11 protein-coding genes are annotated in these 14089 nt (G+C 67.3%); 1 reads left to right on the forward strand and 10 read right to left on the reverse strand.

What is annotated here, in order from left to right; translation table 11 throughout:
* Window positions 1–22 precede the first annotated feature (22 nt).
* Complete coding sequence (locus MMF94_RS11760) at window positions 23–835, forward strand: anti-sigma factor (protein ID WP_241036395.1); 813 nt, start codon at window positions 23–25, stop codon at window positions 833–835.
* 375 nt (window positions 836–1210) lie between these two features.
* Here the strand turns inward: MMF94_RS11760 and MMF94_RS11765 are convergent, their stop codons facing one another.
* The 10 genes from MMF94_RS11765 to MMF94_RS11810 all read right to left on the reverse strand — a co-directional run bounded on the left by MMF94_RS11765 (window position 1211) and on the right by MMF94_RS11810 (window position 14036).
* Window positions 1211–2674 carry an Nramp family divalent metal transporter gene (locus MMF94_RS11765; protein WP_241036396.1) on the reverse strand — a complete coding sequence of 488 codons (1464 nt, stop codon included), beginning with the start codon at window positions 2672–2674 and terminating at the stop codon, window positions 1211–1213.
* Between the two features lie 12 nt (window positions 2675–2686).
* Window positions 2687–3466, reverse strand: coding sequence for a fumarylacetoacetate hydrolase family protein (locus MMF94_RS11770; RefSeq protein ID WP_241036397.1), 780 nt, complete (start codon window positions 3464–3466; stop codon window positions 2687–2689).
* A gap of 19 nt (window positions 3467–3485) precedes the next feature.
* The gene (locus tag MMF94_RS11775) at window positions 3486–4514 is read right to left on the reverse strand and encodes an ABC transporter substrate-binding protein (protein ID WP_241036398.1); all 1029 of its coding nucleotides are present in this window, start codon (window positions 4512–4514) and stop codon (window positions 3486–3488) included.
* A gap of 50 nt (window positions 4515–4564) precedes the next feature.
* A complete protein-coding gene (locus tag MMF94_RS11780; RefSeq protein WP_241036399.1) occupies window positions 4565–5431 on the reverse strand; it encodes an ABC transporter permease in 867 nt (288 codons plus the stop codon).
* Window positions 5428–6285 (reverse strand): ABC transporter permease, encoded by an 858-nt coding sequence (locus MMF94_RS11785; RefSeq protein ID WP_241036400.1) that lies wholly within the window; start codon window positions 6283–6285, stop codon window positions 5428–5430. The genes MMF94_RS11780 and MMF94_RS11785 overlap by 4 nt, the downstream gene beginning before the upstream one ends.
* Window positions 6282–7109 (reverse strand): ABC transporter ATP-binding protein, encoded by an 828-nt coding sequence (locus MMF94_RS11790; RefSeq protein WP_241036401.1) that lies wholly within the window; start codon window positions 7107–7109, stop codon window positions 6282–6284. Before MMF94_RS11790 ends, MMF94_RS11785 begins: the two co-directional genes overlap by 4 nt.
* A gap of 144 nt (window positions 7110–7253) precedes the next feature.
* On the reverse strand, window positions 7254–7925 hold the full coding sequence (locus MMF94_RS11795) for a GntR family transcriptional regulator (RefSeq protein ID WP_241036402.1): 672 nt from the start codon (window positions 7923–7925) through the stop codon (window positions 7254–7256).
* A 229-nt stretch (window positions 7926–8154) separates the two neighbouring features.
* Window positions 8155–9327: a right-handed parallel beta-helix repeat-containing protein gene (locus MMF94_RS11800; RefSeq protein WP_241036403.1), complete on the reverse strand. Its 1173-nt coding sequence runs from the start codon at window positions 9325–9327 to the stop codon at window positions 8155–8157.
* A gap of 100 nt (window positions 9328–9427) precedes the next feature.
* Window positions 9428–12151 carry an ATP-binding protein gene (locus tag MMF94_RS11805; protein WP_241036404.1) on the reverse strand — a complete coding sequence of 908 codons (2724 nt, stop codon included), beginning with the start codon at window positions 12149–12151 and terminating at the stop codon, window positions 9428–9430.
* Window positions 12152–12338: 187 nt separating this feature from the next.
* On the reverse strand, window positions 12339–14036 hold the full coding sequence (locus MMF94_RS11810) for a peroxidase family protein (protein WP_241036405.1): 1698 nt from the start codon (window positions 14034–14036) through the stop codon (window positions 12339–12341).
* Window positions 14037–14089 lie beyond the last annotated feature (53 nt).

Raw genomic sequence — 14089 nt, forward strand, 5'->3', positions numbered from 1 at the left:
GAACGAGCTGCGGTCGTGTCCGATGAACGATCAGGCCGTCGGCTGGGCGCTGAATGCGCTCGAACCCGACGAGGAACAAGCGATGCAGGCCCACTTGCCGGGCTGCCGCTTCTGCCGGGACGTGGTGCGGGAGACCGAGCTCGTCATGGGCGAGTTGGCGACGTCCGTGGAGCCGGTCGACCCGCCGGCCCGCCTGCGCGACGACATCCTCGCCCAGGCGGCGCGAATCCCGCAGCTGGGCCGGGAGAAGACGCTCGCCACGGGGCGGCAGGCAGGGCTCATGGCCTCCGATGCCAGGGTCCCCGGCAACGACCGGCCGACCCTGCGTGATCGGGGGCATCCGCGCCGGCGGTGGTTGAGCGCGCGTCTCGTGGCCGTTGCCGCCGCGGTGACGGTGGTGTTCGGTGTCGGAGGCCTCGCCGTGTACACCGCGCAGGTACAGCAGCAACGTGACGCCCAGATCGCGCAGTCGCAGTCACTGGCCGACCTCGTCGCCCAGCTGGACCGGCCCGGCACCAGCCACGCCATGCTCAGCACCGACGCAGGCCGAACCCTCGCGGCCGTGCTCGTCACCGCCTCCGACCGGACGGTGGTGACCACGGGCCTTCCCCCGAACGACCGCAACGACACGATCTATGTCCTGTGGGGGCTCGGAGCCGGCGACCCCCGCCCCCTTGGTTCCTTCGACGTCACCGCGCCCGGATCCGGCGTCCAGGGCATCGACAGCCCGGCCGGCGAACCGGCCTTCCCCAGTTATGCGATCTCGCTCGAACCGGGCCGTGACGTGCCCGCCGCACCCACCGCCCTCGTGGCCCACGGAGCGGTACACAGCTAGCGCCGGCACTCGTGGTCGGGCGGCCGCGAGCGCGCATGTATCAGCGGCTCGGAAGGCCGCGGCTATGAACGGTGCTTCGGGCGCCGGGCCGACGCTGCCGGCCCGGCACCCAACCCACCCGACGCGAACGTGTCGAGCCCGGCTGCCGGTTCATGATCATCAGATCGAGGTCACGAACCGCGCCACGCCCTGCCGTAGGGCCCGAACCGGCGATCATGCGCCGGACCCGGCCGCGGGTGTCAGGTCAGCAGCCCCAGTGTGTAGGCCAAGGAGATCAGCACGACGAAGACCGTGAGACCGAGCAGGATGGTCAGCCAGAGCCGTCTGAATGTTCCTTGCATCTTTCCCTCGCAAATTGATGTGGCTGCTGGTCGGCTACGTCACCGAAGCTGGTCCCTGCGTGATCATCTGATAGGTCAGGAACAGCGAGAAGGCGATGTAGAACATGGCGATCAGAATCATCACGGGCAACCGCCAGCCCTTGAGCTTGGCGAACTCCGGTAGATGCCGGCGGTTGAGCATGATGATCAGCACGGAGTAGATCGCCATGACGAAGCCGCCTCCGGCCGAGGAGATGATGAGGAGCAGGACCGGTTCGATGCCTGTCCAGATGATCCCCGAGCCCGCGATGATCATGACCCACACCACCGTGATGTAGATCTTGCTCTCGCTCCAGAAGGTGCTCTCCTTCAGGAAGGTCACCTTCAGCGAGTCGCCCGCGAGCCGGCTCACGTAGTCGATGACGCCGATGTTGGTGGAGAAGAGCATCAGGAAGCCGGCGACGTAGAAGGCTGTGGTGAACCAGGGGCCGATGAGGTCGCCCAGTGCACGGCCTTCTGCCTGCAGGAACGACAGTCCTCCCTCGAGGTCCGTGTTCGTGCCGATCGTCGAGACGACGAGGACGGAGAGCGAGACCAGCAGGAGCGCCCCGATGAACCAGAACGTGATGAGCTGTTCCCAGTTCGCGATGCGCCACCACGCCCGCCAGCGGCGTTCGTTCTCCTTCGTCGTGGGCACCATGTATCCGAGCGAAGGAGCCGCGACCTCCTGGCCCGTGACCGGGGAGACGATGTTGGGGATGTTGATGCCCATCCCCATTCCCTTGTCCCTGATGTAGTTGCTCTGCACGAGGTTGTTCGCACCGCCCGCGCCTGCGAAGACGATCGCACCGAACAGCGACGCCGCGCCCAGCGAAGCGACGACGGCCGACAGGTTCCCGGTGACGTCGGGGATGTCGGTGACGACCTGCGCCCAGGCGTCACCCGTGGTGGCAACGGCAATCGCCGTGACGACGAAGATCAGGATGAGGGCGATCATGAAGCCCTCGATCTTCTCGAGTGTCTGGTAGATGACCGGCGAGATGGTTACCGCCAGGCCGATGGAGATGAGGAATATGGTGGCGACCAGCGGGACGGCCGACTCACTGAGACTGAAGATGAACGTGAAAACGGTGGCCCCGCTGGAGGCCCATCCGGGCCAGGCGTTCGGCAGGATCGCGCCCAGCACGAAGACGATGCCCCAGGGCAGCCACATCCGGGAGAATCCCGTGACGGCCGTTTCGCCCGTGATCAGGGTGTAGCGCTCGATCTCCATGTTGAGGAAGAACTGCATCGTGATGCCCACCACCGCGAGCCAGACGATCCCCAGGCCCACCTGCGTGGTGATGTAGGGCCAGAGCACCAACTCGCCGGACCCGAGCGCGGTGGCGGTGAGGATGATGCTGGCTCCCATATATCTCCGCAGGCCGCTCGGCTCGGGCAGATCGCGATAACGCACCGCGGGGAGATACTTGCTGGGCAGTTCGGTGGCAAGTGTGCTCGACTCGACGGACTCGGCCATGTGGCAACTCCTCTATGCGCTCTGCGCGGCCACCTCGGCCACTACCCGGTTGGAGAGTGCTCCGAGGCCTTCCACCTCGACCGTGATCGTGTTGCCGGGGTCTACCGGCCGGACGCCTTCGGGTGTCCCACTGAGAATGACGTCGCCCGGTTCGAGTGTGGTGAACCGCGTGATGTACTCGATGAGGAATGGGATCGGGAAGATGAGGTCCTTGGTGCGGCCGTCCTGGCGGCGTTCACCGTCGACGATGCAGGACACCCGGACGTCGGTGGGGTCGTACTCGGTCTCCACCCACGGCCCGATCGGGCAGAAGGTGTCGAAGCCCTTGCCCCGCGTCCACTGGCCGTCGGACTTCTGGATGTCGCGGGCGGTGATGTCGTTGCCGCAGGTGTAGCCGCCGATGACGTCCCAGGCGTCGCCTGCCGCAACGGATCGGGCCTGCTTCCCGATCACGAGCACCAACTCGGCCTCGGGATCCAGCCGTCCGGAGATCCGGGGATAGACCACCTCATGGCCGGGCCCGACCACGGACGCCGGTGGTTTGAGGAAGAGCAGGGGCTCGTCGGGCACCTTGTTGCCGAATTCCTCGGCGTGCGACCGGTAGTTGCGCCCGACGCAGAGCACGGTGCGAGGAGTGACCGGAGCCAGCAGCGTGACCTCGTCGATCGTCCCGACCTGCCGTCCGGTGGAGCGCAGGTCGACGAAGGGCGTTCCCTCGGCGGCGAGAACGACACCGTCGGAGAGAACGCCCCACAATGGGGGACCGGTCGTCTGATAGCGAACGATTTTCACGGGGTTTCCTTTCGCTCGGTCAGCAGTCGTTGTAGGCGTTGGTCCACAGCACACCCTCGGCCGGATCACCCGCGCTGGGCGTGATCTCGACGTCGTGCATCGTGGCGAGAGTGGTCTGCACGGCTCCGGCGTCGAAACATCCGTTCTGGGAGAGCGCAGGCAACAGCGCGCCGAGCGTCTGTTGGATGATTCCGACATCACCGGCCGACATCCGGTCGACGATCTCCGCAGCCGCGGCGTTCGGGTCAGCCGTCACCTGCGCCATGGCCGTGTTCAGCGCGCGGCTGAATGCGCGTGCCGGCTCCGGATTGTCCTGCGCCCACTGGCGGTTGGTCGCGAATCCGGTGTAGACGAAATTGGAGAACAGCGGCACGTCGCCCGCGGCGCCGTCGATGATGACGGTGCCGAACCCTTCCGCCTGCGCGACGTACGGCGTCGGCGGGGAGAGTTGGTAGGCGTCGATCTGGCCGGTCTCCAGTGCGGCGAGCAGCGAGGCGCCGTCGCCGATCGCGATGATCTCTGCATCCCGCTCGGGATCGAGACCGGCCTGCCGCAGGTAGTAGCGCATGTATTTGTCGGTGGCCGCGCCCGGCGAGGTCACGCCGAGCCGTAGTCCCTTGAGCGCGGCATAGCGCTCTTCGATGCTGGACTCCCGGCTGACTCCGCGCTCCCGTGCCACATCCGGGTTCATCACCAGCGCGAACGTGACCCGTCCGACGAGGTTGTGCACCATGACGAGGCTTTCCTCGCCTTCGGCCGCGAGCGTGGTGAGATCGTCGAAGCCGATGTCGGCGTACTGGGCGCTGCCCGAGACCACGGCCGCCACACCGTCCGCGCCGCTCTGCAGCTCGACGATGTCGACGTCGAGCCCCTCACGCTCGAATATGCCCTGTTCGTCGGCGACGTACATCGAGGCGAGGAACGCGCTCGGCAGCGAGGTGACCGTGATCTTCGTGAGATCACCCGAGCCGGAATCACCTCCGCAGGCCGCGACCGGTATCAGCAACGCCAGTGCGCCCAAGATCGCGGACTGCCGTAGTCCTCTCATGGTCTCTCCCTCATGGCTGGATCGGACACCGGTCGCGCATGAGAACGGCTTTATCGGCCCCCGGCGAGGGGAGGCACGTCGATCGCTTGTTGCCAGCGCAGCGCGTTGCGCAGCGGGCGCAACATGAGGTTCATCAGCAACACGATCGCGCTGAGCGAGAGCACCCCGGCGATCACGCCCGCGGTGGAGAAGACCGATGCGGCCTCCCGCGTGAGGTAGCCGAGCCCCCGGTTCGATGAGATGAACTCGCCGGTCACGGCACCGATCATCGCCGCAGGCAACGTGATCCGCAGTGCGGCGAGGATGAACGGGGTGGCGCTCGGCAGCATGACCTTTCGGAACTGGTCCCGGCTGGACGCGCCCATCACCCGTGTGACATCGAGCAGCCCCTGTGGGACCTGCTGGAATCCGGCCACGGTGTTGATGAAGACGATGAAGAAGACGAAGTACGCGGCGATGAGGATCTTCGGGGTCATGCCGATCCCGAACCAGAGGATGAACACCGGGCCCATGGCGACCGCCGGCACGGAGTAGGCCACGAGGAAGTACGGCTCGACGATGCGGTAAGCGAGCCGCACCATCCCCAGCGGCCAGGCGACAACGACTCCCGCGACAGCACCGAGCAGATAGCCGGCGAACGCTGCTGTCACCGTGAACCGGGCGTGGTACCAGAGCTCACCGCTCCACGCGAGCTCGGCCAGCGTCTGTGCCACCGCCGACGGCGAGCTGATGTAGAACGGCCGGATCAGTGTCCCCGACGCGAGTTCCCACCCGATCAGCGCGACGACGACGATTCCCAGGCGCGCCGTCGTGAGGAACCGCCGATGGCTGCGGCGAGCGGCCAGGTGACCGAGGCGTGCCCTCGCGAGCACCGCGGCGCCCGTGGAGCTGACGGTGTCGTGGGCCGGCGCGTTCATCCGTGCACCCTGCCGGTCTGCCACGGCATGAGCCGGGACTCGCACAATCGCAGCAGCCCGTTGGCAGCCATCACCACCGCCGCGATGATCAGGATGCCGGCGAAGACCGTCTCGATGTCGAACGCGCGGGAAGCGCGTGCGACCAGGTAGCCCAGACCCTGCGTCGACGCGACGAACTCGGAGAGCACCGCGCCCTCGATGGCCCTGGTGAAGGTGATCCTGATGCTGGCGACGACGGCAGGCGCTGCGGAAGGCAGCACGATCTTGAGCAGGAGGTCACGCCGGCTCGCTCCGAACACCCGGCAGACCTGGAGCAGGCCAGGACTCACCTCGCGTATCCCGGTGACCGAGTTGACGAAGACGATGAAGTAGACGAGCAGGGCGGCCATGATGATCTTCGGCGTGTAGCCGAGCCCGAACCACAGGATGAACAGCGGCGCCAGAGCGATCTTCGGGATCGAGTAGAAGCCGATGAGGAAGGGCTCGAACACCTCGTACCCGCGCCGCGTCTGGGCCAGAGCGAACGCACTCAGCAGGCCGAGCGCGGCGCCGATCAGGAAGCCGAGCGCTGCTTCGGTGAGCGTGACCGTGAGGTGCTCGATGATCTCGCCATCGGCGAGCAGTTCACCGATCCTCGCGGTGATCGAGACCGGATCGCTCACATAACGCGGATTGACCAGGTACTGGATGCCGAACTGCCAGAACAGCAGGATCGCGATGCCGAGCCCGGTCGTGCCGAGCCACAGGTGGACGCGCTCACGGTGCCGTCGGCGGTGCTCGGCCTCGGCTGCCTCGGCCAGGACCTCCCTGCCGCGATCCGCAGCGCGTTCCGTGGGTGCGACCTCGATGCTCACGTCACGCCCCGGCCACGGGAGCTCTCGATCTCCACGCGGATGTCGGCCCACAACGCATCGTGCAACTCGCTGAAGCCCGGTGTCTCGTGAATTCGGAACGGGTCGCGAGGGCGCGGCAGATCGACGCGATAGTCGCGCTTGATGGTGCCTGGATTACTGGTGAACACCAGGATTCGATCGCTCAGCGCAATCGCCTCGACGAGGTCGTGCGTCACGAACAGTACGGTCGGGCGAGAACGTTCCCACAACTTGAGAAGCTCCGCCTGCAAGATCACCCTGGTCTGCGCGTCGAGCGGGCCGAAGGGCTCGTCCATCAGGACGACGGCACTCTCGTACACCAAGGTGCGGATGATTCCGGCGCGCTTGCGCATCCCGCCGGACAGTTCGTGCGGGTAATGGTCCTCGAATCCGGTGAGCCCGACGAGGTGGATGAAGTCATCGGCGCGCCTGCGCCGTTCGTGGCGTTCGACGCCCTGCAGTTCGAGGCTCAGTTCGACGTTTCCCCGCAACGAGCGCCATGGCAGCAGATTGTCGTCCTGGGTGATGTAGCCGACCGAGGTGTTGATGCCGCGCACCGGGGCGCCGTGGTGCGCGACCGTGCCGTCGGACGGGCTCGACAGCCCGGCCAGAAGGTTGAGGCAGGTGGATTTTCCGCAGCCGGACGGCCCGACCAGGCTGATGAACTCTCCCGGCTTCGCGTCGAACGTGACGTCCTGCAAGGCCAGCACCGCATCACTCCCGCGCCCCCGGCCGACGAACGCCTTGTAGACGTGGTCGAAGCGAACAGCGCTCGTCATTTCGGTCCGCGACTCTGCGGTCTGCATGGGACTCCTCGTCAGGTGCCGGCGCCGGATCGAGCGCCGTAGGACGTGAGGTCGATGTGCGGTACGGGGTTGGTGAGGACGCGGATCTGGGGGAGAGGATTGCCGGCCTGCTGTGCTGCCGTGGGCGAGCCCGGTGGTCGATCGTCATGCGGTGACCTCGGCGCCCGGCTGTTCGGGGGTCCCGTCGACGAGCGTGCTGACGGTTTCACCCACCGAGCGTTTGTGCCACAGCGCGAGTTTCGCCGCCCGATTGGAGTCGCGTGCGTGCAGGGCGGCCATGATTCCCTCGTGCTCGGACTGAGAACGAGCCAGCCGCCCGGGGACCATCCGGAACACTCGCTGGAAACCGGAGTGCCGTTGCCAGATGTCCATGGTGAGCTCGCGGAGCATCTCGTTGCCGCACGCGGCGACGATGGTCGCGTGGAACTCGTGGTTGAGGTCGGAGAAACGTGGTCCGTCCTGTGCCTCGACCGCTGCGCGCATCTGCACCATCAATGCGTCGAGTGCATCCAGCTCGGCCGGGCTGATCCGTTCGGCGGCGAGACCGGTGGCGATGCTCTCCAGATGACCGCGGATGAAGTAGGTCTCCTCGATCTCACGCCGGGTGAGTGTGGTGACCCGCGCACCGCGGTAGGGGACCATTTCGACCAACCCGTCGCGCTCGAGCATCCGCAGCGCCTCCCGGACGGGGATGTCGCTGGCCTTGTACTGATTCGCCAGCTCGCGGAGCACCAGCCGGGTGCCGGCGATGAGCTCGTTTCGCAGGATCCGCTCGCGCAGCGCGCGATAGATGGTCTGTGACTTCAGGTCGGACACGTTGCGGTTCCCCCTGTGATCCGAGTCACCTGCAACATATCTGATATGATCCAGACGCTCAAGGGATCTTCACACGCCGTTCTCCCCGGTGCGCCGGCGATGCTCGGACCAGCTAGGACGGCCCAGATGTGCCGGCGGCATCTCTGCCGCCCCGGCCACGCCCGCGGCGGACCGTGCGGGCGATCACGACAGCGGCAGCCCCGGCAGCCAGGTGTGGCGTCCTGATCGATCAGTTACGCGAGACCGCCACGACCACGTTCGAGAACGAGTTCTCGTGCTCGCCGTCCACTGTGACCGGGCCGGAGGTGAAGATCCCGTACTGGTCGCGGTTGACGGCGTTGTCGGTGACCTCGATGTACATCGAGTCGACAGTGCCGATGAAGATCCCGGTCCGCGAGGGGTCCTTGGCGGTGAAGTCGACGTCACCGTTGACGTTGTTACTGCCGATTCGGTTTCGCGTGACCGAGTTGCCGTTCATGTACTGGCCGGTCTCATGACTGTGCAAGGTGACGCCCGGGTGTCCGTTGTTGTCGATGATGTTCTGCGAGACGATGTTCCGGTAGACGGCTCCGCCGGGCACAGGTGTGGCCATCTGCACTCCAGCACCTCCGGTTTTCCCCTGTAGCCCGTTTCGGAAAATCGCGTTGTGCTCGACGATGTTGTCGAACACGCCGCCGACTCGGGGGTCGGGCACTCCGCCGGGAGCCCCGCGCTCGTTATGACCGGCAAGGGTGACGCCACATGACGTGGTGTTGTCGGCGACGATATTGCCCACGATCCGGTTGTGCGCCGTCGGCCCGGTCTCGTCCGAGAGGAGCACTCCTCCGGTGCCGTCGGTGATGATGTTGCCCCGGACGACGGCATGCGAGCTGCCCAGCAGATGGATGCTCGCTCCGCAGTCCGGACCGACCGGCAGGTGGCACGGCGGATAGTCGTTGGGTACCGGATCTGTCAGCCGCAGACCCGTGTCGTTGCCGGCCACGACGTTGTCCGCGATCTCGGCGCGGTCGGCGTTCCGCACGAGGATGCCCTCACCGACCGCATTTCTCACGATGAGGCCGGTGAGCGTGACGTCGGACGCGGTGACCGTGATGCCGTTGATCATGTTGGTGGCGTCGATCGTGGCATTCCCGCGGCCGATGATCGTCAGCGCCTTTTGTACGGATACGCCCTCGTGGTAGATGCCGTCGCAGACGACGACGCGGCCCCCCGCTGCAACGGCCGCGACTCCCTTGCCGATGGAATCGTACGCAGCACTGGAGCAGTTGCGGCCGGCCGCATTGTCGGTGGCCGTCGTCGACACATACACGGTCTGCATCGCGACAGAGGCGTGGCCTCCTGGCGTTGCCATGAGGGCGCTCGCCAGAATCGCAGCGCCCAGCGCGAGAGCAATCGCTCTCATGCCCACCCCCCGGTGCCGGCGAGTCGAGCCAAGCAGGTGGCGTGATCTATGGACAGATCACGTGGCGAACCGCACAACCGGGGGCTCGCCGAGCCGCTCGTCAGAGACGGAGCTGCCTGCGTGAGGTGACATTGAGCTTGCCGAAGATTCCTTGCATATGCCATGCCACGGTCCGCGGACTGATGAACAGCCGGGCCGCGATTTCGGCGTTCGTGAGGCCCTCACGAACGAGCCGTACGATCTGGGTTTCTTGAGCGGTGAGCTCACTACTGGTTTCGGCGGTGCGTTTACGGGCGGTTTCGCCGGTTGCCCGTAGCTCGCGGGCGGCGCGCTGGGCGAATCCCGCAGCGCCCATCTCGGTGAAGATGTCGTGGGCGGTGCGCAGCTGGACGCGTGCGTCGACGCGCCGGTTCTCCCGGCGCAGCCACTCGCCGTAGACGAGGTGCGAGCGGCCGAGCTCGCCGCGGACGGCGGTGTGACCGAGCCGATCGATCGCCTCGCGGTAGGAGCTTTCGGCGGCCGGACCGTCGCTCAGCAGCGCGCGTGATCGGGCCTCGACGCCCAACGCCCAGTCGGTGCCGCTGACACGGGTCGTCTCCGCGAGCCGGTGAAGGGCATCGGTGGCGGGCTCGGGTGTGCTGCAGCGGGTGGACGCCTCGATGAGTTCGATCAACACGATCCAGGCTGCGGAGCCCACCACGGCTGGGTGTTCGGCGGCCTCTTTCGCCGCGACGAGCGCGTGGTCGTAATGGCCGAGACTGTTGCAGAGCAACGCCTTCGCCCACCCGACGACGGTGAGTCCGATTCCCTCGCCCCGGCGTTGCACCTCCTCGGTCGTGAAGTCGATCTGCCGGAGGGTCTCGGCCTGCAAGCCCTGCCAAGCGGCGAGCACCAGGCCGGGATCACGTACCCGGGGACTGCCGGTCGCCTCGGTGACCGAGCGGAGCTCCTCGGTCAGCGAGGCGGCCGCCGACAGCTCGCCGGCGAAGACGTGGGCCATGATGCGCGCGCTGAGGGCGAAGGGAAGCACAGCGAGCGCGCCGGCCTTGCGGGTCAGCTGGACGTGGCGGCCGGCGAGCACGGCCCAGGTTTCGTAGTCCCACACGTGCGCGGAGGTGCGGCTGGCGAGCCAGAGCCAGCGCAGCGCCTCCTCCTCGGAGAGCTCCGGGCTTTGGAAGGCGCACAGTGCTCGCTTCAGCATCGGCATCGCGGCGGCGTAACCGTCGGTGAAACGTAGGGCCAGTCCGTCGAGGAGAAGGTCGGAGGCTCGCGGGGGAAGCGGGGCCGCAGGTGCGGCCCGTGCGGCCTCGGCCGTCTCACGCACGCCATCGCCGCTGGCCAGCGAGCCGGCGAGCATGGCTGCCATCAGCGCGTCCAGGTAGGTCTCGCGGGCGAGCCGGGTGTCCAGCGTCGTGAGCTGCTTGGCCGCCTTGAGCAGGAGCGACGGCGCTGATCCGCCGCGATCGGTGGTCAGCGTGATCTGGGCGCGCAGCAGGTCCACCTGGGCGGACTGGAGCTCGCTCAGCGGGTATGCCTGGGCCAGGGACAGGAGTCGCTCCGCCGCGTCGGACATGCCGGCCTGGTGCGTGGCGTGCGCGGCTGCCAGCATTCGCTGCGCCCGGTGCCCCGGATCGACGCTCAGCTCGGCCGCCCGTTCCAGGAACGCGGCGGCCGCAGCGCACCCGCCGCAATCCTGTGCGCGGCCCGCCGAGCGTTCGAGTTCCGCCGCGACGTCCTCGTCGGCTCCGGATGCGGCCTGTCCGGCGTGCCAGGCGCGGCGGTTCGGGTCGGTGTCGGGATCGAGCACCTGCGCAAGAGCGTGGTGCGCGCGCCGGCGATCCTCCGGGCAGGCTGCCCCGTAGACGGCCGAGCGCACCAGCGGATGGTGGAACCGCACGCGCGTGCCGATCTCGAGTAGGCCCGCCTCGGCTGCTGGTCGCGCGGCCTCGAGCCCGACCCCGAGCCGTTCGGCTGCTCGGAGCACCAGCACCGGATCGCCCAGCGCATCGAGCGCGGCGACCAGCAACATCTGTCGCGTGGCCGCGGGGAGCGGTGAGAGCCGCTGCCGGTAGCTCTCCTCGATCCGGCGTGGCAGAGCCTGCGGACTCGGCAACCCGAAACCGACCGCCAGCTCGGCCGGGGTCATACCTCGCGGCAGCTCGAGCAACGCCAGCGGGTTACCGCGCGTCTCCGCGACGATCCGGTCGAGAACGCGGGTGTCCGCAGGCCCGGGCAGCGCCGAGGTCAGCAGCGCCCGCGCATCGTCGTCCGGCAGACCGGCGATCGGCAGCTGTACCAATCCACCGAGCTCCGGGACCTCGTCGGTATCGCGCGCCGCGAAGACCAACCCCACCGATTCCGCCACGAGCCGGCGCGCGACGAACGTCAGCGCTTGGGCGGAGGCTTGATCGAGCCACTGCGCGTCATCGATCACGCAGATCAGCGGCCGTTCCCGGGCGCCTTCGGCAAGGAGGCCGAGCACTGCCAGCCCGACGAGAAGACGATCCGGTCTGGAACCGCCGTTCATCCCGAACACGGTGTACAGGGCATCGCGCTGCGGATGAGGTAGCCGCTCGGCGTCCTCCAGCAAGGGAGCGCACAGCTGATGCAGCCCGGCGAAGGCGAGCTCCCGCTCGGACTGCACGCCGGATGCACGCTCCACGCGACACCCTGTCGCCCCGTCCACCAGGTATTCCAGCAGGGCGGTCTTGCCCACACCCGCCTCGCCGCGAACCACGAGAGCCTGACTCCTGCCCGTCCGAACGTCCGCGACGAGCTGGTCAAGCGCCTTGCGTTCGGTGTGACGGTCCCGCAACACAGGCATCACCTGCCCAGGTATTCGTCGACACCCCAGGGAGTTTCCGCGCCGTCCGACCTGGGCCTTGATACCTCAGGGGCACATCGGGACGCCAGCAGCCCCCGCGCCATATGACGCTACGTCGCGATCCGGGCGACGATCCGTGACGGCCCGGCGCCGCCTGCGAGGGCGGCGCCGGGCCTGGTGGAACGGATCACGGGCGGGTCGGCAGGACTCCTGCGAAACGGAGGAAGTCCTTGATCGTGAGGATGGGACGGCCGTCGGGCAGCAGTACGCCGTCTTCCGGCACCCAGGACGGTGACCGGCCAAGGAAGGAGCCGGGGTCGTGGCGAACCTGGCCGACGAGCGTCTCGACGACGATGCGGCTGCCGAGCTCACCCAGTGAGTTGCCGTTCGACTGGACCTCGGCCTCCTTGAGCACGTAGTACCAGAGCGGCGTTCGGTCGAGGAAGCCGCTGTTGGCGAGGTGGGTGTTGAGCTCGTCGCTGTTGCCCTGCCTCAGCTCCTCCTGCGTGAGAGGGACCAGGTTCAGGACCTCGGCGACCGCCTGGCCCGTCGGGATCGAGAGCTGGTACCCGCGGCGGAGGTTGCGGACCGCGAGTTGCTCCAGGATCGCCGTGATGTCGGGCCCGGGTGCCGGGTTCGGGATCTCGTTCGCCATCTCACCGAGGGCGAAGGCCAGCCGGGTGTCGATCTTGCGGGAGAAGTGGTCCGGGAAGCGAGGATCCTTCTCGACCAACCTGTCCCACTCGATGACCCAGTTGAACGGCAGCGTGTCGGCCTGACCGCCGAACCCGCCTTTTCCGGTGAAACGGAAGATCTGGTCGAACGGCGCCGAGGGCAGGACGTGGCCCTGCCGGCCGAAGTTGCGGTTGAAGTCGTAGGCGCCGCGAACCATCGTGTGGCCGAACCGGAACGAAGCCACGGAGAACTCCAACGGCATGTAGACCTCGCCGGCCCGCTTGTCGTAGAACGTGTTCCCCTCGGTCAGAACCTGGTCCACGACACCGGGTAGTGCGATCGTCGCCAGGTAGTCGTTGATCACGATCCATTGGTAGTGCCAGCGGACGAGCTGACGGGCGCGCTCGAAGATCGTCTTCTCGTCGGTGTGCTGGGGTTCGTGACGGCGTACCCAGTCCACGGTCCTGTTGTGAAAGCGCAGGAACGCCACATGCAGCTGAGCGACGATGAGGTTCTCGTCGTTGCGTGCGTCGCCGATGCCGGCCTGGAGCGGGTTGTCGCCGACGCCTCGCGGGACGTCTCGCTCCAGGTCGGCCTGCAGCGGGATCCGGGCGCCTTGGATCGGAGGTGTGCCTGGTTTTGACATCAGCGCGATCCGGCCCAGCTTCAACGTGATGCCGTCGTAGAGGCTGGCGGCCTCGGTCTGCGGGCCGCCGGGGAAGGTGGGGCCGTCGCCGTAGACCGAGTCGAGATCGAGAGCGGGCACGCGAAGGTTGCGGAGGTTCTTGATGACGTCGGCGGGCAATGCGGGGTGGAGGTCCGCATCGGTGACGTGCCCGATCTCGTTCGGGCGGTCGGTGTTGGCGGTGATGTCGTGATCGACGAACTGGCCGAGATAGGTGTAGACCGCCGGGATCGTGGAGTTGCCGTCGCCGGACTGGAATGGGTCCTGCGGTGGCGGCTGAGATTCGACCATCAGCCGGCCCAGCGTATCCAGGGCCGCGACGATCGCCGCTGGGTCGTCGTCGGGCAGATGCGCCGCAGGGTCGTCTCTGATCGTCTCGAAGAGGTAGTCGAATGGTGTGGAGACTTCGGCGAGCTCGCGGGTCACCGCGGTGCGGACCTCTGTCGGCTCGACGATGCCGCCGTGGCTGAGGTCGCGCAGGACTCGGCCGGGATGATTCTGTTCGGTCATTGGCTGTTCGGTCATGGTCTGTACTCCCAGTCGTCGGGACAGCCGTGAAGGGCAGCGAAAGCCCTGCC

Origin of the sequence: Pseudonocardia alaniniphila (genome assembly GCF_022524485.1) — a bacterium.
GTDB classification, from domain to species: Bacteria; Actinomycetota; Actinomycetes; order Mycobacteriales; family Pseudonocardiaceae; genus Pseudonocardia; species Pseudonocardia alaniniphila.

Bases quoted from the DNA above. Each gene is read 5' to 3' on its own strand.
- MMF94_RS11760 (WP_241036395.1), top strand. From the start codon at position 23: ATGAACGATCAGGCCGTCGGCTGGGCGCTGAATGCGCTCGAACCCGAC.
- MMF94_RS11765 (WP_241036396.1), bottom strand. From the start codon at position 2,674: ATGGCCGAGTCCGTCGAGTCGAGCACACTTGCCACCGAACTGCCCAGC.
- MMF94_RS11775 (WP_241036398.1), bottom strand. From the start codon at position 4,514: ATGAGAGGACTACGGCAGTCCGCGATCTTGGGCGCACTGGCGTTGCTG.
- MMF94_RS11780 (WP_241036399.1), bottom strand. From the start codon at position 5,431: ATGAACGCGCCGGCCCACGACACCGTCAGCTCCACGGGCGCCGCGGTG.
- MMF94_RS11790 (WP_241036401.1), bottom strand. From the start codon at position 7,109: ATGCAGACCGCAGAGTCGCGGACCGAAATGACGAGCGCTGTTCGCTTC.
- MMF94_RS11800 (WP_241036403.1), bottom strand. From the start codon at position 9,327: ATGAGAGCGATTGCTCTCGCGCTGGGCGCTGCGATTCTGGCGAGCGCC.
- MMF94_RS11805 (WP_241036404.1), bottom strand. From the start codon at position 12,151: ATGCCTGTGTTGCGGGACCGTCACACCGAACGCAAGGCGCTTGACCAG.
- MMF94_RS11810 (WP_241036405.1), bottom strand. From the start codon at position 14,036: ATGACCGAACAGCCAATGACCGAACAGAATCATCCCGGCCGAGTCCTG.